Source organism: Plantibacter elymi (nom. nud.), assembly GCF_900177795.1.
Lineage (GTDB): Bacteria > Actinomycetota > Actinomycetes > Actinomycetales > Microbacteriaceae > Plantibacter > Plantibacter elymi.
The window spans coordinates 418,437-436,409 of the sequence record NZ_FXWJ01000005.1; the positions used below are offsets into that span (position 1 = coordinate 418,437).

The 17,973-nt window shown below is 70.4% G+C and carries 10 protein-coding genes; 4 read left to right on the top strand and 6 right to left on the bottom strand.

The genetic code is table 11. From position 1 onward, the window contains the following. Positions 1-63: 63 nt before the first annotated feature. Entirely contained in the window at positions 64-606 is a 543-nt protein-coding gene (locus tag CCK91_RS17155) for a hypothetical protein (protein WP_086475033.1), read from the top strand. Between the two features lie 75 nt (positions 607-681). Here CCK91_RS17155 and CCK91_RS17160 read toward each other — a convergent pair whose 3' ends face one another. Further along, positions 682-861, bottom strand: coding sequence for a hypothetical protein (locus CCK91_RS17160; RefSeq protein ID WP_064296076.1), 180 nt, complete (start codon positions 859-861; stop codon positions 682-684). Between the two features lie 337 nt (positions 862-1,198). Here CCK91_RS17160 and CCK91_RS17165 point away from each other — a divergent pair, with 337 nt between their 5' ends. Further along, positions 1,199-1,621, top strand: a complete 423-nt coding sequence (locus tag CCK91_RS17165) for a hypothetical protein (protein WP_086475034.1) — start codon at positions 1,199-1,201, stop codon at positions 1,619-1,621. Continuing rightward, on the top strand, positions 1,618-2,472 hold the full coding sequence (locus CCK91_RS17170) for a CPBP family intramembrane glutamic endopeptidase (protein ID WP_086475035.1): 855 nt from the start codon (positions 1,618-1,620) through the stop codon (positions 2,470-2,472). The genes CCK91_RS17165 and CCK91_RS17170 overlap by 4 nt, the downstream gene beginning before the upstream one ends. A 168-nt stretch (positions 2,473-2,640) precedes the next feature. Here CCK91_RS17170 and CCK91_RS17175 read toward each other — a convergent pair whose 3' ends face one another. The 5 genes from CCK91_RS17175 to CCK91_RS20100 all read right to left on the bottom strand — a co-directional run bounded on the left by CCK91_RS17175 (position 2,641) and on the right by CCK91_RS20100 (position 8,956). Continuing rightward, entirely contained in the window at positions 2,641-3,240 is a 600-nt protein-coding gene (locus CCK91_RS17175; protein ID WP_086475036.1) for a hypothetical protein, read from the bottom strand. After that, entirely contained in the window at positions 3,237-4,547 is a 1,311-nt protein-coding gene (locus CCK91_RS17180; protein ID WP_242664591.1) for a signal peptidase I, read from the bottom strand. Before CCK91_RS17180 ends, CCK91_RS17175 begins: the two co-directional genes overlap by 4 nt. 10 nt (positions 4,548-4,557) lie before the next feature. After that, a complete protein-coding gene (locus CCK91_RS17185) occupies positions 4,558-5,205 on the bottom strand; it encodes a SipW-dependent-type signal peptide-containing protein (RefSeq protein WP_133060035.1) in 648 nt (215 codons plus the stop codon). Between the two features lie 20 nt (positions 5,206-5,225). Further along, on the bottom strand, positions 5,226-5,870 hold the full coding sequence (locus CCK91_RS17190; RefSeq protein ID WP_242664592.1) for a SipW-dependent-type signal peptide-containing protein: 645 nt from the start codon (positions 5,868-5,870) through the stop codon (positions 5,226-5,228). A gap of 197 nt (positions 5,871-6,067) precedes the next feature. After that, complete coding sequence (locus CCK91_RS20100; RefSeq protein ID WP_086475038.1) at positions 6,068-8,956, bottom strand: helix-turn-helix transcriptional regulator; 2,889 nt, start codon at positions 8,954-8,956, stop codon at positions 6,068-6,070. 513 nt (positions 8,957-9,469) lie between these two features. On the opposite strand from CCK91_RS20100, the gene CCK91_RS17200 reads away from it, so the two are divergent. Beyond that, a complete protein-coding gene (locus CCK91_RS17200) occupies positions 9,470-17,956 on the top strand; it encodes a hypothetical protein (protein ID WP_133060037.1) in 8,487 nt (2,828 codons plus the stop codon). Positions 17,957-17,973 lie beyond the last annotated feature (17 nt).

The window sequence follows — 17,973 nt, forward strand, 5'->3', positions numbered from 1 at the left end:
GACGGTAGCTACAGCTATGCCAGCACAGCACTGCTAACTGACAAGTCTCCAAGGGGAATCCACATGCTCAAGAAAATCACCGCGGTCTTCGCGCTGGCCCTCGCTGGCCTGTTCGTCGCTCCGCTCGCTGCAAACGCTTCCTACGTTCCCGGCGCCGACATCGTCGTCTCCGGCAACGTCGCTCCCGGTGGAACGTTCGACGTCACGTTCACGGATGGCGCTTTCCAGCCGAACGAGGACGTGTCCCTCGCCCTCACCGGTGAGAATGCGACCGGCGCGACGCTCGCAGCCGTCGACACCAAGACGCTCGTCAAGACCGCCTCGGCCACCGGGTCCGTCGTCCTGACCGTCACGCTCCCGACTAACGCGACCGGCACGTACACGGTCACCGGCACCGGCCTCTCCTCGCAGCTCATCGGCACCATCACGGTCACCGTGAAGGCGGCTGCTGCAGGTGACGGCGCCGGCAACGGCGGGCTCGCCGACACCGGTTTCAACACCCCGGCCTTCCTCGTGTGGGGTGCTGCCGGAGCAGTCGTCCTCGGCGCAGCGCTCATCGCGGTCTTCGTGATGATCCGCCGCCAGCGCGCAGGCGTCGCAGCGTAACAATCCTCTCGACCTTCGGGTCAACAAGAACGGCCGGTGCATCCGCACCGGCCGTTCTTGTTTGTGTCCGAGACCCTACGCGTCGTCGCTCGGGTGGTCGGGGTCTTCTTCCTGGTTGAAGTTCGAGGCGTCGGGGTCGTGCCCCACCGCGAGGCCGTCCTCGCTGTTGGGGATGGTCTGGTTCTCGCCCAGGCCGCCCGGCTTCGGCGTTCCCTCGCTGCTGTTCTGGTCGGTGTCGTTCGTGTCGTTCGTCATGGGGAACAGGTTAAGAGGTACGGGATCGCGGGTGAGCGGGCTTGACAGGGTGCCTGGGCGGCGGTTTCGGGCCCTTCGACAGGCTCAGGGACCGGGTAGGAGGGCTCAGGGACCGGGAGGAGTGCTCGGGGAGCGGGGCCCTTCGACAGGCTCAGGGACCGGAAGGAGCGCTGAGGGACCAGGCCTTTCGACAGGCTCAGGGACCGGGAGGGGTCGGCTATCTTGCGGAAATCGGATAGGCCGGGACATACCTCCCTTCCGGGGGACAGGTGATGGGCAATACAGTTCCAGCAGCCTGGGTCCGGTCGTCGGATCCTCCACGACCGAAACGAGCATCATGACCATGACCATCGGCAAGAAGACCGTCCCGACGCCCATCGCCGTCTCCTTCTGGCTGTGGGTGGTCGTCGCCGTCCTCCTCGTCATCACCGGCATCATCACCGCCACCTCGCCCGCCGAACAGACCGCCGCCGCCAACCTCAAGCTGCCCGTGCCCACCGAGGTCATGACCATCTCCTCCGGCATCGGCTCGATCATCGGCGCCGCACTCCACGTGCTGTTCGCGTGGTTCATGGTCCAGGGCCGCAACTGGGCGCGCGTCGTCCTCACGATCTTCGGGGTCCTGTCCGTGCTCGGTTCCATCGCCACGATCTTCACCGGCAACATCCTCGCGATCATCGTCGTGATCGTCACGATCGTCGCCGTCGTCGAGATGTACCTGCCGGCAGCCCGCGCGCACTTCTCCCGCCCCGTCCGATGACCCAGGAACGGACCGACTCGCCGCTGACCCCGCGCCAGCAGCGCGCCGAGGATCGCCGGGCGGCCGCGGCCCTGCCGTACACCCCGGCGGACGGCAGTCGGTGGGGCGCCGGCACCGCGCTCGTGGTGCTCGCCATCACCCTGGCCCTGCTGGTCGTGCTCCGCATCGTGCTCCCGGCGACCCTCGGGGACACCCAGCTCGCCGACCTCCTCCTCTGGACCGTCTTCTACGCCGGCATCCTCGTGGCGATGGGCGTCGTCTGCAAACGGCTCGGCACGGGTTCCTGGGTCACCGACTTCGGTCTGCGGTTCCGCTGGTTCGACGTCTTCATCGGCCTGGGCTCGGCGATCGGCATCCGTCTCGTCGCCGGCATGATCGACGGCGTCGTCATCACCCTCATGGGTGGAACGCCGAAGTCCAACATGGCACCACCGGCACCCGAGATCGGGTGGGTCATCCTCAACTCGGTGATCGCGGTCGCCATCGTCGCGCCCTTCTGTGAGGAGCTCCTCTTCCGCGGCCTGCTCCTGCGCGGCTTCCGGAACACGATCCTCCGCGGACGGTCCACCGGAGCGGTGCGCGGTGGCGCTGCGACGCCGTCCACCTCCCGTCGCCGGACCGCGGCCGTCGTCTCCGTCGGGGTGAGCGCGCTGCTCTTCGCCGCCGTGCACCTCTATGAAGGATGGGGGAGTCCGGTGACGATGGTCACGCTGGGCCTCAGCATCCTCGTGCTCGGCATCGTCAACGGCGTCTACGCCGCGACCACGAAGCGCCTCGGCCCCGGCATCTGGACGCACGTGTGGTTCAACGGGATGGCCGCCGCGACGGTGATCGCGACCGCGATGAGCTGACGGACCGAGGGGTTCGGGGCGGGGCTGCTCGGAGCGGAGAGGTGTGCTCGGGGGCCCTTCGACAGGCTCAGGGAACGGGCGAAGGCTCGGGGACCTGGCCGGGGCTCAGGGACTGGGGGCTCGGGACCGGAACTGGAGCGGGCAATGGGCCGTGGGCCTCCTGCGGGTTCAGCCGACGATGGTGCACGTCGGATTCGAGGCGAGCGCGCCGGTGGACACCTGCACAATGGCCCACTGCGACGCCCAGATCTGGTCGCGAGTGACCGGCGAAACGATGTAACTGGCTGGCGCGGTGCGGACACCGAGGTAGCCGGTCCCGCCGAGCAGACCCGTGAGCAGTCCGTCCAATAGCCCGCGGTTGAACGTGAGCGAGTACTGCCTGTTCGGGTTCGGCGTGGGTGCCGATGCCATCGGCGTGTTCGCGACTGAGGCGAGGACCATCGCCTGCTGCACGGTCACACCGGCCGCGGGCTGGTTGGCGCTGCCGACCTGGATGTCCGCCGCACCGTAGCCCTCCGGCATGGTGAACGTCAGCGTGTAGGAGTTGAGGACAAGACCGATGCCGAGCACGGATGTCGCCGAGATGGAGCACCCGTTCGCTCCAGGAAGGTATACCGGCTTCGGAACCGTGAGCGCACCGAAGGTAGCCGCGCCGAATCCAGCGCTCTGCCACGCGGCTTCCGACTGCTGCGGTGTCGACGCGGCCGAGACTCCGATGGCCGTCAGCGCAACGAACACCGCGACGAACTTTCGGCGCGCCCACCTCATCTCGAGCCCCTCGCGGAGCGCGAGTGCTGACGCAGCGCGCCGAACCACGCGCCGACGAGACCGATCAGGATCGCGCCGGCAGCGGTCCACACGGCGAACTCGATGCTCGCACCGGTCCGGGGGAGCGTGGTGATCGGTCCGGGCGAGACCGAGACGTCGTCACCGATGCCTTCGGCCGTGACCGTGAGGGCGACCGAGGCGTTCGCCACCGCTGCGCCGGACGGCATCCGGACGTCGAACTTCAGCCACCACGCCTCCGAGCTGCGCATCGAGAGGACCGCACGCTCGACGCCGTCGACGGGCACCGCCATCTCGTCGAACAGGTGGGTGATGGTGCCGACGCATCCGGCCGCTGTCCACTGGACGGAGCAGGCGTCGACCACCATGACGAGCCCGAGCTCGGGAGAGCCGGAGCCGACCATGGTCACGTCGATGGAGCCCGGTGTGGCTTCGGGCTTGGTGCTGATGCCCACCTCCCAGGGCGTCGACCGACCGGGGGCGAGGGACCGCATGGCCGACGGGTCGCCGATCGAGGTGAGGACGACCGCCTCACCGGCGATGACGTCGACCGTCGGTTCGGCCTGCGCAGGAGCCGATCCACCGATCGCGAGGCCGGCTCCGAGGAGCAGGGCGACCGGTGAGCAGCGGAGCGCGGCGTGGCGGGCCGGTCGTGGTCCGGCTCCGTCGGCCGTGGTGGAGCGGCGTCGGGAAGCAGCACGACCGTTTTCGCCGGTCCCTCCCGAGTCACCTGGCGGGCGCTTGCGGTCGGAGCGCGGCCAGAACGCCCACATGACGAGGGCCGAACAGCTGAGCGTCAGCCCGGCCAGGACCCACGGGTTGGACAGCCACACCACGAGGTACGCGAGCCCGGGGACCGAGGCGAGCACGATGCGGACCGTCGAGACGGTGTACGGCTCGGGGTCCTCCGACAGGTTCGCGTCGCCCTGCATGGTGATCGTCCGCTGTGGTCCTGCGGTGTCGACACCGCCGGTCACCGAGGTGACGCGGTGAGTGACCGGCAGCTGACCAGCGCGATCCACCGTCACCACATCGCCGACCGCGATGTCGGACGCGGGGATCTCGCGGACGAGCGCGAGTGAGCCGGTGGGGATCGTCGGGCTCATGGAACCGGTCTTGAACATGATGAGGGTGATGTTGAAGCAGGTCGCGAGGATGACGAGCACGATGCAGACCACCCCGCCGACGGCGGCGAGGTTCAGCAGGGTGCTGCCGACGATCGACGCCACCGAGCGGCGGGGTTGCTGCCGCTCGGTGGCGTCGATCGCTTCCGTGGAGGGTCGGGTCACGGTGCTCCGATCAGGAACTGGAGGTGCTGGTGATCTGCCATGTCGCCGACGCCGTCCCGCCCTGGAAGCTGGAGGCGGTGCCGGCCTTCACCCGCACGTCGAAGCAGAAGCGCACGGTGGAGTTGCCCGCCGCGGTGAGCGCTCCGGTCGCGGTCGGCGGAGCCGTGCCCGTCGAGAGCGACGCGGTGTACGCGGGGACCGTCGGGGAGGTGAACGCGGCGGCGTTACATGCTGTGCCCGCAGCCGTCGTGACCACGCGGTACTCGAGCTGCGGCAGGAGGGTGCCCGTCGCCACCGAGACCGCTGACAGCGCCGCCGTCCCGCCGATGTTCGTCGCGGCGGTCGTGCGGATGTCGATGAAGGCGAACTGGGAGAGCCCTGGCGACATGGCGGTGGCGTTGAAGACCAACGTGGCGGGGTTCGCCGCCTCGTGGGCCGCCCAGGTCGACGACGAGGTCTGCGATTCCACGGCGAAGGTGCTCGCCGCGAAGGTCGCCGTTCCGAACTCGTCGTCGCTCCAGGCCGCGAGGGTGAGCGAGGTCCCGACGCCGAGCACGAGCGCTGCTGCGAGGGCCGCTCTGGCCTTCGTGTAGCGCGACGTGCTCCGTTGTTCAGCGGGGCGGTGGTGCCTCCCCGCCGCCGGTGTGTGTCGTCCCATGATCGCCGTCCCGCCGCGGGTCAGGGCAGCGGGGTGGTGGACTCGGCCGCGAACTCCCAGACCACGGTGCCGCTCGGCGACGACTGCGGGAGGCTCGCCGCCGGGGTGACCTCGAAGCAGAGGAACACGGGCGTGGTGACGGCACCGAGCGTGAAGATGTCCGCGGCCGTGCTCGACGTCGTCGCGGCGTCCGTCACGAGCGCGGTGCCGGCGGCGAAACTCGCAGCATCGCAGCCGAAGGTGGCGGTGGTCACAACCGAGTAGGTGAGGGACGAGGCGATGGTGGCGCCGCTCGTGGCGGTGATGTCGACCGTGCCGGCGTACGTCGACGCGGCGGTCAGCTGCACGGCGAAGCCGGCGTAGACGGGCTCCTCAGGTGCCAGGTTGTCGGCTTCCACCGCGAAGGTGAGCGGGGCGGCCGCAGCCTCGGTCGGGTGCTCGGTGAACGCGGTGCCGTCGGTGCTGCCCTCGATGCCGAACCCACCACCGGCGAAGATCCCGGTCGCGAACTCGGAGTCGTTCCAGGCCGCGAGCGTGATGGCCGCACCGACGCCGAGCACCAGGCCGCCGGCGAGGATCGCCTTCGCCCGCTTGCTGCGCTGGCCGCGGACGGGCGCGTCGGTGCCGGTGGCCGCTGGGGCCTCGGTGCTGGTGTCGATGGTCATGGAAGCCCCCTGGAGTCCGCCGGTGACGGCTGGCGTCACCACAGGTGTCGGGCGTGCGGAGACGGCCTCCGCGCGTCTCACGACACTCTCAGGACGATAGGCAGCGGGCTGACGGTTGTAACCAGTAGTGGGGTACTGGGATCGACGGACGCTACCGAGAAAACTGCTGAACCGCGCCGCGGGGCCCGATCCGGGGGTCAGGCTTGACGCTGCGAGGACTGCGCGACGAGGCGGCCGAGGTCGCGCCGTCTCCCCGCACCCAGCTTCGTCCGTGCTTGGAGCACGTGCGACTCGACGGTGCGGACGCTGAGGAAGAGCCGCGTCGCGATCTCCTGATTGCTCAGTCCTTGCGCGATGAGCAGGGCCACCTCCAGCTCCCGCCGGGTGAGCGCGCTCAGGTCGGCCGAGGCGGTCTCCTGATCGGAGTCCACGGGTCCCAGCGAGAGGTAGGCCAGCGGAGCGTGTGTCGACGGCGGCTCCACTGGGACGGTGCGCTCGACCGGCGCCGTCTCCTCGGTCGCCTCCGCCCGGTAGGTGGAGAACACCGGTGACGGATGCGCGAGCGGGGTCCGTCGGGCGGCCGCATCCGCAGCGGTGCCGGGAACGGGACCCACGAGTTCGGCGGCCCGCTCCGCGCAACGGTGAGCGTGCTGCAGTCGACCCTGGGCCGCATGGAGTCGTTCTGCGAGCAGATGGGCCCCGATCGCCCGGTGCCGCGCTCCGACCTCCTCGAGCGAACAGGCGGCCTCTTCGACGCGGCTCGCGTCGCCGGCGGCGCCGGCCTCGAGGAGCAGCATGAGCGACGCCTGCAGTGGCGTGAGCTCCTGCGTTCGGGCGTCCACGACCCAGGACAGGGTCTCGGACAAGTCGGCGCCGGCCGCGGAGGCCAGGCTCGCGGAGTAGACCCGCTCGGTCAGTGGCTTCCGGATGTCCTGCGCGAGCCGGCGCAGGTGATCCCGGGCGTCCATGACACGACCTCCTGCCATCAGCAGGCCGAAGTCGGCGATGTCCGCCAGATAGGAGAGGACCGTGGAGGCGGCGATGAGGCGTTCGTCCTCGGCGGCTCGCCGTTCCGTCGCCTCCTCGACCTCGCCCGTCTGGGCGAGAGCGCCGACGAAGAGCAGCGCGGTCTGCGTGTGCACCTCGGGCGGGACGGTCGAGTCGAGCAGACGCTCGACGACCCGGAGGTCGGCCACGGTGCGGTCCGGGCGGCCGTCGAAGAATGCCAACTGGGCTCCGAGGATCCCGACGATGCACTGGTCCGTCGTCGCCAGGCGCCCGGTCCCGCGCTCGGCGCGAGCGACGAACTCGTCGATGTAGCGCGCGAAGCCGGCCCAGGAGAGACCGGTGAGCAGGCGGATGGTGCCGGCCGACAGGACGTACATGGCGCTCGCGTCGCGCAGGGCGTGTGACAACGGCCGCGCTGCGCTGTAGGGCACCGACCGGTAGACGGCGTCACCCAGCTGGAGCAGCTCCCGCAGCTCGGACGGTGGCAGCCGGAGGCCGAGCCGGGTCACGAGCGCAGCGGCGGCATAGAGTCGCGAGGACTGCGCGGCGTCGACGTCGCGCAGGACCTTCCAGAAGACGGCATCGCTCTCGGACGGCTCCTGCCGATCCTGGTCTCGCCAGGTCTCGACCATCAGGATGCGCTGGGACAGCACGCGGCTGTGCTCCTCCTGCTCCGTCAGCTCCTGCGCACAGGTGCGTTCGGACCAGCGATCGAGGGTCGCCCGCCAACTCAAGACCTCCGCCTGCATGTCCTCGTCGGAGTCGGCCGCGGGATCGACCTCGAGGACCCGCTGAGCCCCTTCACCGTCGCCCAGCATGGCGAGCGACCGCGACCATTGCAGTGCCGCTGCCACGGACGGGCGCCAGGTGTACGCGCGTTCCGCGAGCAGACGACCGTCCTCAGCGAGGCCGGAGACGTTCGCGACGTGCGCCGCCTCGAGGAAGGTGCGGGCCATCGTGAGCGACTCGAACCCCTCGTCGAGCTCGGTGTGCGGGGCCGTCAGCCAGTACCGGCCGAGGATGAAGGACTCGTTCGGGGTGAGACGGGCACCGCCACGGAGGTCCGAGATGAGCGTCCGTTGGACGCGGTCGTGGCGGTGCAGTCGTCCGCTGTGGCGCCACTCCGCGAGTGCCGACCACGCGTGCAGTTCGTCGGCGACGATGCGGTCCTGGTTCGAGCCGTCGTTCCGCGCGAGTCCGAGCCGGAGGAGCGCGTGCAACTGGTGCTCGCCGAGCAGGCGGATCGCGCGCGAGTAGGGGACCGGGCCGAGCTTCGCCAGCATGACCAGCGCGTAGCGACCCTCGTCCTCGAGCCGCGAGAGCTGGGGTTCCGTGAGGTCATGCACCCGCGGTGAGACCCCTGCGACCCCGAGCGAGAGGATGCTGCGCGGCAGGTAGAACTCCCCGCCCGTCTCGAGGGCGTCCTTCGTGAGCTCGTGCACGAGTCGCGGAGAGCCGTTGCTCAGCCGCACGATGACGGCTTTGGCCATGTCGTCGAGGACCGCGTCGTCGGCGGCCTCGTCCACCATCGCCGAGGCTTCGAACCCATCGAGCGCCGGGAGGTCGATCCGGGTGAGCGATCCGCTCCGCCAGACGGCGAGGAGCCGATCGGCGGACTCGTCGCCGCGCCCCTGCAACCCGGCGAGCTCCTGCTCCAGCGTCACCAGGGCGACCTGCTCACGCGACCGCGAGAGTTCGATGATGTCGGCGAGGCTCGCCGGGTGGAGGTTCGCGCCGTCGTCGACGATGAAGACGGCGCCGCTCGGCGCCCTACGCCAGTCGCTCAGCGTGTGCGAGGCGTCCCGTGACGCACCCGACACGTGGATGACCGGACGTCCGTCCTCGTGCATCCGTCGCCCGATCGCATCCGAGGTGAAGGTCTTGCCGTAGCCGTGTGGTCCGACGAGGAGCGTGCTGGTCCGGTTCGCGATGAGTGACGTCATCCGGGTGATCGCCGCCGATCGACCGCTCGGTTGGGCGGGAGCGCGGGTGGCGGACTGGCGGAACTCGCCGGAGCGACGGGTGGGCGATGCGGCTGACCGCGCGCCGCCGCTGAACCGATGCGCACCCGGGTTCATGGGATGACCTGCTCGGCCGACCTCGGATGTGGCTTTCGCTCCACTGCCGTCGCAACCGGTTCTTCCATATCGCAGCCCCCTCAAGCTCCGTCAGGACGACGGGACCCGCATCACCAGGGACGCTGCGAATACTCCGTCGGATGCCCCATTATCCGTAATCCCTGAGTGCTTCCGCAGCCCTAAGAGAGCGTTCTCAGTAGAAACTACGCACCCCACTCGGGGGTAAACCCCCGGCCGGTGAGGGTTATCTCTCAACCGTCATCGATGACATGACACGGATGGAACCAACTGCACTGGAGCCCCGCCACCGATGACGGGTCGGAGGCCCCCGGGACCGATCGAAACCCGGCGTCCTGCGCCGCCGCCTCGCACTGCGGAGGCCAGTACCGGTTTTCGATCCGGCACTACGGAGGTTGGGGTCCCTCCTCTGGGGGACAGGGACACCCGCCCATAGATTGGCCGGGATCGACGCCAGTCGCGGGTCTGCCCGTGCACCGAAGAAAGGGTTCCACCGTGGGGGAACAGCAACGCAGCATCCTCGGCCGAGGCCGTGCATGGAAGGTCGCGGCGATGGCCGTGGTCGGCACGGTCATCGCCATGGGATCGACGACGGCGGCCACAGCAGCCCCGTCCGACGTGTCCGACGGCTTCGGCCGCTTCCTCGGTGGACAGGCGGCCGGGATCAACCTCGACGCCCTCGCCGCAGTCGCCGGCGCCCGTGCCGAGAACCCGAGCGGGGTGCACCCCGTCGCCGCGAACCCGCTGTCCGCCGACGTGCTGAACACCCTCGGCGTCGACCTCGGCAGCTCGCTCCAACTGTTCGGTGCCAACGGTGTCATCGAGCTCGGTGCCGTCGCCCAGTACGGATCCGCCGCCGACAACGGCGACGCGATCGCCGGTTCCGGCGCGGTCACCGACCAGGGCGGCGTCTCGATCGGTGGACCCGATGCCCCGCCGGCGAACGCCGAACTCGACCTCACCGGTCTGCTCGGCCGGGTCGGGACCCCGACCGGCGGCATCCTCAGCGACCTCTCCCTCAGCCTCGGTGCCCTCGCCTCCACGATCTCGCAGACGGGTGGCGCCACGGCCGTTCCCGACTACCAGATCGCCGGTGCGACGCTCACCTTCCAGAGCCCGCTCGTGCAGAACGTCGGGACGCAGGTGACCGGCCTCCTCCCGCCGCTGCAGACCACCCTCAACGGGCTGACGTCGGCGCTCAACACGGCACTGAACGCGAATCTCATCGGCGTCCTCCGCGTGAGCGCGACGGCGACGGTCACCCCGCCGAACCTCGCGACCGTCGTCAACGGCATCCTCACCACCCAGGCGTCGCAGTCGGCGGCGACCGGTGTCTCCGTCAACCTGCTCACCGGCGCGGTGACCGTCGACCTCGCGACCCTCCTCGCGAACGACCCGAACCTGCCGGACCTCAACGACCTGCCGCCGAACACCTCGCTGCTGTCCGGCCCGATCGGTGCCGCCATCGCCGCGGCGATCACCTCGGCGATCACCGCGCAGGTCACGGCCGTGTCGGCCGGCGTCCAGGCAGCCGTTGACGGCACACGCATCCAGGTCACCGGCAACGTCACGACGAACGTCGTCGTCACGCAGGTCCCGGTCATCTCCCTGTCACTCGACTCGACCCTCGGTGCGGTCCAGAACGGGACCGCCGCCTTCACCTCTGCGGGGCTCCTCCCGAACGTGCTGAACCCGATCCTCGCGACTCTCAACCTGAGCCTGGACCAGGTCGTCAACCTCGTCCTCAACCTTGTGAAGAACACGGTCGCCACGGCCTACACCGGTCTCGGAACGCTCGGCACCGGCCTGAACGGCATCACCGGTGGTCTCGCCGCGAACGTGGTCGGCCCCATTCTGAACATCGTGCGGCTCGTCGCCGACGTCACCGCCAACGTGCAACCGGCGACCGGCGACCTCGGTGACGGGTCGGCGACCGTCCGAGCGGTGCAGATCTCCCTCGTCCCGGCGATCTCGCTGGCGACGGTGAATCTCGCGTCGTCCTCCGTCCGCGGCACGCTCGTCGTGTACGACACGGCGATCACCGCCACACCGGCGACGGTCAACCCCGGCCAGTCCACCGTGATCGACGGCACCGGGTTCGCGGCGAACGAGCAGGTCACCATCACCGCGCCAGGCCTCGACCCGGTCGTCACGACGTCGGATGCCGCCGGTGTGATCAGCCAGAGCGTCGCGATCCCCGCCGGCTTCACCCCGGCGACCCTGACGTTCACCGCCACCGGTGCGACCTCCGACACCCCGGCCACCGCCGACCTCGTCGTCGCGCCGTTCGTGACCGCCATCACCGCCGACCCGGCGACGATCGCTCCCGGCGGCAGCACCACGATCACCGGCACCGGGTTCCTCCCCGGCGAGTCGGTGTCGATCACCGTCCCCGGCCTCACCGACCCGGTCGTCACCACCGCGACGGGCACCGGCACGATCTCCACCAGCCTCACGCTCCCGGCGGACTTCCCGCTCGGCCCCGTGACGGTCACGGCGACCGGTGCCTCCTCGGCCAGCCCCGCGACCACGACGGTCACCGTCGAGGCGACCCAGTACGTCACCGCCATCACCGCCGACCCGGCCAGTGTCGTCGCCGGTGGGACCACGACGATCACCGGCACCGGCTTCGCCTCGGGCGAGACGGTCTCCGTCTCGATCCCCGGCGTCGACCCGGTCACCACGACGGCCACCGGAACCGGCACGATCTCGGTCGACCTCGATATTCCCGCCGACTACGCCGCAGGCCCGGTCGTCGTGACCGCGCTCGGTGAGACGTCCGACACCCCGGCCACCACCAACCTCACCGTGGTCTACGAGACCTCGATCGTCGCCGTCCCGGCCACGGTCGCGGGTGGCACGACCACGATCATCAACGGCGCGGGCTTCGCGCCCGGCGAGGACGTCGTCGTGACGTTCCCCGGCCTCGATCCGATCACCGTCACCGCCACCGCACTCGGCGCGATCGGCACCCCCATCGCGATCCCGCAGGACTTCGCGGTCGGCGACGTCACGGTCACCGCGCTCGGTGCCGTGTCCGCGACCGAAGCGACCACCGTCGTGACCGTCACTGCGACGGTCTACGACACCGCCATCACGCTGGACCCGACGTCGCTCGTCCCCGGGAACACCACGACCGTGACCGGCACCAGCTTCCTGCCCGGCGAGACGGTCACCGTCGGCTACCCGGGCGGCACCCCGGTGACCGTCGAGGCGGACGGCGACGGCGGCTTCACCGTCGACCTGCCCGTCCCGGCCGGCACGCCGGCCGCGACGCTCGTCGTCACCGCCACCGGCGAGACCTCCGCCACCCCGGCGACCGCCGACCTCGAGGTGCTGCCGTACGACACGGCCATCACCGCCGACCCGGCCTCGCTCCTCCCCGGCAACTCGACCACCATCACCGGTACCGGCTTCGCCGCGAACGAGTCGGTCTCCGTCTCCTACCCGGACGGCACGCCTGTCGTCGTGACGGCTGACGGCGACGGCGGGTTCTCGGCCATCCTGCCGATCCCGTCGGGTACGCCCGCCGGCCAGCTGACGGTCACCGCCACCGGCGCGGTCTCCGCGACGCCGGCCGAGACGGTCATCACCGTCGAGGCGTACGACACCGCGATCGCGCTCGACCCGGCGACCATCGCCCCCGGCGGCAGCACCGTCGTCACCGGTTCCGGCTTCGTCCCGCTCGAGTCCGTCTCGATCACCATCCCCGGTCTTGCCACACCCGTGACCACCACGGCGAACGGCGACGGTGAGATCACGGTCAGTGTCACGCTGCCTGCGGACTTCCCGCTCGGCGACGTCACCGTCACCGCCACCGGCGCCGTCTCGGCCACCCCGGCCACGGCGACGCTCGCCGTGGAGGCGACCACTTACGTGACGGCCATCACGGTCGACCCGACGACCGTCGTCGCGGGGGAGAGCACGCTCGTCACCGGTACCGGCTTCGAGCCCGACGAGACCGTCACTGTCTCCATCCCCGGTGCGCCCGCGGTCACCACGCAGGCGTCGGCGACCGGCACCATCTCCGTCTTGCTCCCGGTCCCGGCGGACTACGCGGAGGGCACGGTCGTCGTGACCGCCCTCGGCGAGGTCTCCGAGACCCCCGCCACGACGAACCTCGCGGTCGACGTCGTCTACACCCCGACGATCACCGCCGACCCGGCCACGGTCCCCGGCGGCACCAGCACGGAGATCTCGGGCACCGGCTTCGCGCCGAGCGAGAGCGTCACGGTCACCTTCCCCGGCCTCGGCCCGATCACCGTCACGTCGAACGCAGCGGGTGAGATCACGACCACCATCGACGTCCCGCAGAACTTCGCGGTCGGTCCGGTCACGGTCACCGCCCTCGGCGTCGTCTCCGCGACCGAAGCGACCACCACCGTCGCGGTCGAGGCGACGGTCTACGACACGGCGATCACCGCCGACCCCGACACGCTCCTCCCCGGCGGCAGCACCACCGTCACCGGAACGGGCTTCCTGCCCGGCGAATCGGTCTCCGTCTCCGTCCCCGGCGGCACGCCCGTCGTGGTGACGGCCGGCCCGGACGGCGACATCACCGCCATCCTGCCGATCCTGCCCGGCACCCCCGCCGGCCCCGTCGTCGTGACGGCCGTCGGAGCCGTGTCGAACACACCCGCCACTGCGACCATCACGGTCGAGGCGTTCGACACGACGCTCACCGCGACGCCGTCCACCCTGAACCCCGGTGACTCGACGATCCTGTCCGGTACCGGCTACGCCGCGAACGAGTCGGTGACCATCTCGGCTCCCGGCTTCGACGACGTCGTCACCACCGCCAACGGGCTCGGCGAGATCAGCCAGGTCGTCGCCTTCCCGGCGGACTTCGTCCCCGCGACGGTGACGTTCACGGCCACGGGCGCTCTGTCGCTCACCCCGGCGCAGACCTCGGTCCTCGTCGAGGCCGTCGTGTACGACACGGCGATCACGGTGGACCCGACGACGGTCAACCCGGGTGGCACGACCACCGTTACGGGCACCGGCTTCGCACCGAACGAGACCGTCATCATCACCATCCCGGGCGGCGATCCCGTCACGGTGACGACCAACGGTGACGGCGACTTCACGCAGCCCATCACGATCCCCGCCGGAACCCCGGCCGGACCGATCACGATCACCGCGACCGGCGAGACCTCGAACACACCGGCCGATGCTGACGTGACCGTGGCGCCGTACGAGACCGCGATCACCGCGGACCCCGACACGCTGCTCCCCGGCACTTCGACCACGATCACCGGTACCGGCTTCGCGCCGAACGAGTCCGTCTCGGTCTCGATCCCCGGTGGCACGCCGGTCGTCGTGACGGCGAACGGTGACGGTGGCTTCACCGCCGCCCTGCCGATCCCGTCGGGAACGCCGGCCGGACCGCTGGTCGTCACCGCGACCGGCGCCGTCTCCGCGACGGACGCGACCGCGACGGTCACCGTCGAGGCCTACGAGACCTCGATCACGGTCGACCCGACGACGGTCGCCCCTGGCGGCAGCACCACGGTCACCGGCGACGGCTTCGCGCCGAACGAGGCCGTGAGCGTCACCGTCCCGGGCATCGCGACGCCGATCCCCACCACGTCGAACGGCAACGGTGAGATATCCGTGAGCGTCGACCTCCCGGCGGACTTCCCGCTCGGACCCGTGACCGTCACCGCCACCGGGGCCGTCTCGGCGACGCCGGCCACGGCGACGCTCACCGTCGAGTCCACGACCTACGTCACGGCCATCACCGCCGACCCGACCACCGTCGTCGCGGGTGCCAGCACCCTCGTCACCGGCACCGGCTTCGCACCGAACGAGAGCGTCGCGGTCTCGATCCCCGGCGCCGACCCGGTGACCACCACGGCGACGGCGACGGGCACCATCTCGGTGTCGCTGCCCGTGCCGGCCGACTACGCCGAGGGCGTGGTCGTGGTGACCGCGCTCGGTGCCACGTCCGACACCCCTGCGACGACGAACCTCACGGTCGACGTGGTCTACACGCCGACGATCGTCGCCGACCCCGCGACGGTCCCTGGCGGCACCTCGACGGAGATCTCGGGGAGCGGCTTCGCTCCGACCGAGAGCGTGACGGTCACCTTCCCCGGCCTGGAGCCGGTGACGGTCACCTCGAACGCCGACGGTGAGATCACCACGACGTTCGCCGTCCCGCAGGGCTTCGCGACCGGTCCGGTCACGGTCACGGCACTCGGCGTCGTCTCGGCGACCGAGGCGACCACCACCGTCACGGTCGAGGCGACGGTCTACGACACGGCGATCACCCTCACACCGGACACGGTGAACCCGGGCCAGACCACCACGGTCACCGGTACCGGCTTCCAGCCGAACGAGTCGGTCAGCGTCTCGATCCCCGGCGGCGACCCCGTCGTGGTGACGGCGGACGGCGACGGCGGCTTCACCGCGACGCTGCCGGTGCCGCCCGGAACGCCCGCCGGCCCGGTCACGGTGACCGCAGTCGGTGAGACCTCGGCGACGCCCGCTGAGGCGGAGCTCACGGTCGAGGCCTACGAGACGGCGATCACCGCCGAGCCGAGCACGGTCACGGCCGGCGGAGCGACGCTGGTCACGGGTACCGGCTTCGCGCCGAACGAGTCCGTCACGGTCACGGTCCCGGGTGGCACGGCTGTCCCGGCGACCACGAACGGTGCCGGCGAGTTCTCGGTCGGGATCACGGTCCCGGCGAACGCGCCGGTCGGCCCGCTGGTCGTCACGGCGGAGGGAGCGGTGTCGCAGACGCCGGCCACCGCGACCGTCACGGTCACCGCCATCGTGTTCTCGCCTGTCATCACCGCCTCCCCGGACGCGCTGATCGCCGGTAACACGACGGTCATCACCGGATCGGGTTTCGCAGCCAACGAGACGGTCACGGTGTCGATCCCGGGCGCCCCGGTCGTCACGCAGGTGACGAACGCCGGCGGCGGCTTCACGGTGACCCTGCCGGTCCCCGACGGATACGCGCTCGGCGACGTCACGGTGACGGCACTCGGTGCTGCATCGGACGAGCCGGCGACGACGATCATCGAGGTCCTCGCGTACGACACGGCCATCACGGTCGACCCGTCCTCGGTGCTGCCCGGTGAGACGGTCACGGTCGATGGGACGGGCTTCGCCGGAGGGGAGACCGTCACGGTCTCGATCCCAGGCGCACCGTCGGTCACCGTGGTGACGAACCCCGACGGCTCCTTCTCCGTCGAGCTGCCGATCCCGGACGACTACACGCCTGGCCCGGTCACCGTCACGGCCGAGGGCGACGTCTCCGAGACGCCGGCCGAGTCCGAGGTCACCATCGAGGACGGAGCGGTCGACGTCGACACCGACACTGCGGCGGTCGACGTGGACGCTGCTGCCGATGTGGATGCCGACGTGGACGTCGATGCCGCCGCTGACACCGACGCTGCGACTGACGTGGACGCCGCGGCTGATGTGGACGCTGCTGCCGACACTGATGCTGCGACTGATGTGGACGCTGCCGCCGATACCGACGCTGCGGCCGATGTGGATGCTGCTGCCGACACGGACGCTGCTGCCGACACGGATGCTGCTGCTGATGTGGATGCTGCTGCGGACACCGACGCTGCGACTGACGTGGACGCCGCGGCTGATGTGGACGCTGCTGCCGATACCGACGCTGCTGCGGATGTGGATGCTGCGGCGGATGTGGATGCTGCTGCCGACACGGATGCCGCTGCTGACACGGATGCTGCGGCGGATGTGGATGCTGCTGCCGACACGGATGCCGCTGCTGACACTGACGCTGCGGCCGATGTGGATGCTGCTGCGGACGTGGACGCTGCGGCTGACACGGATGCTGCTGCCGACGTCGATGCTGCTGCTGATGTGGATGCTGCGGCTGACACGGATGCTGCGGCTGACGTGGACGCTGCGGCTGACACGGACGCTGCGGCTGATGTGGATGCCGCTGCTGACACGGATGCTGCGGCTGACGTCGATGCTGCCGCCGACACGGATGCCGCTGCTGACACTGACGCTGCGGCCGATGTGGATGCTGCTGCGGACGTGGACGCTGCGGCTGACACGGATGCTGCTGCGGACGTCGATGCTGCTGCTGATGTGGATGCTGCCGCGGACACCGACGCTGCGGCTGACGTGGACGCTGCGGCTGACACGGACGCTGCGGCTGATGTGGATGCCGCTGCCGACACGGATGCTGCGGCTGACGTCGATGCTGCCGCCGACACGGACGCTGCCGCCGACACGGATGCCGCTGCTGACACGGATGCTGCGGCTGACGTCGATGCTGCCGCCGACACGGATGCCGCTGCTGACACTGACGCTGCGGCCGATGTGGATGCTGCGGCTGACGTCGATGCTGCCGCTGACACGGACGCTGCTGCGGACACGGATGCTGCTGCGGACACGGATGCTGCTGCCGACACCGATGTTGCGGCTGACGTGGACGCCGCTGCCGACACCGCCGCTGACGGCACCGACCTCGACCTCAACGCCGACGCGGACACCGCGACTGACGCCGACACCGCGACTGACGCAGACACGGCGGCCGACGCCGACGGCGACACCGACGCCGGTGACGAGCGTCAGGCGACCGTCAAGTACTCGACGATCGTCCGCGACACGGGTGTGATCCAGGAGGTCTACGCCACCGGCTTCGAGCCCGGCGAGACCGTCTCGGCCACCGTCTTCTCGACGCCGTTCGCCCTGACGCCCGTCGTCGCAGACGCCTCCGGCAACGCCACCTTCACCTTCCCGGTCGACTCGTCGCTCGAGCTGGGTGCCCACCGGGTGGAGCTCTCCGGATCCGTGACCGGCGACCTGCCGCTCGACCGCGAGGCGACCGCCTTCACGGTCACCGCGGTGGCCGCTGCAGCACCGGGGTCACGCCCCGGTCTGCCGAGCACCGGCTTCGACGGCCTGTGGCTCGGGGGACTCGGCGCCATGATGCTCCTCCTCGGAGGTGGCTTCGTGGCTACGCGACGGGCGCGTCTGGAGTGACGCGCCGAGTGGGCCGC

Coding starts and splice junctions, on each gene's coding strand:
- CCK91_RS20100 (WP_086475038.1), bottom strand. CDS start 8,956: ATGAACCCGGGTGCGCATCGGTTCAGCGGCGGCGCGCGGTCAGCCGCA.
- CCK91_RS17185 (WP_133060035.1), bottom strand. CDS start 5,205: ATGGGACGACACACACCGGCGGCGGGGAGGCACCACCGCCCCGCTGAA.
- CCK91_RS17160 (WP_064296076.1), bottom strand. CDS start 861: ATGACGAACGACACGAACGACACCGACCAGAACAGCAGCGAGGGAACG.
- CCK91_RS17155 (WP_086475033.1), top strand. CDS start 64: ATGCTCAAGAAAATCACCGCGGTCTTCGCGCTGGCCCTCGCTGGCCTG.
- CCK91_RS17165 (WP_086475034.1), top strand. CDS start 1,199: ATGACCATGACCATCGGCAAGAAGACCGTCCCGACGCCCATCGCCGTC.
- CCK91_RS17175 (WP_086475036.1), bottom strand. CDS start 3,240: ATGAGGTGGGCGCGCCGAAAGTTCGTCGCGGTGTTCGTTGCGCTGACG.
- CCK91_RS17170 (WP_086475035.1), top strand. CDS start 1,618: ATGACCCAGGAACGGACCGACTCGCCGCTGACCCCGCGCCAGCAGCGC.
- CCK91_RS17190 (WP_242664592.1), bottom strand. CDS start 5,870: ATGACCATCGACACCAGCACCGAGGCCCCAGCGGCCACCGGCACCGAC.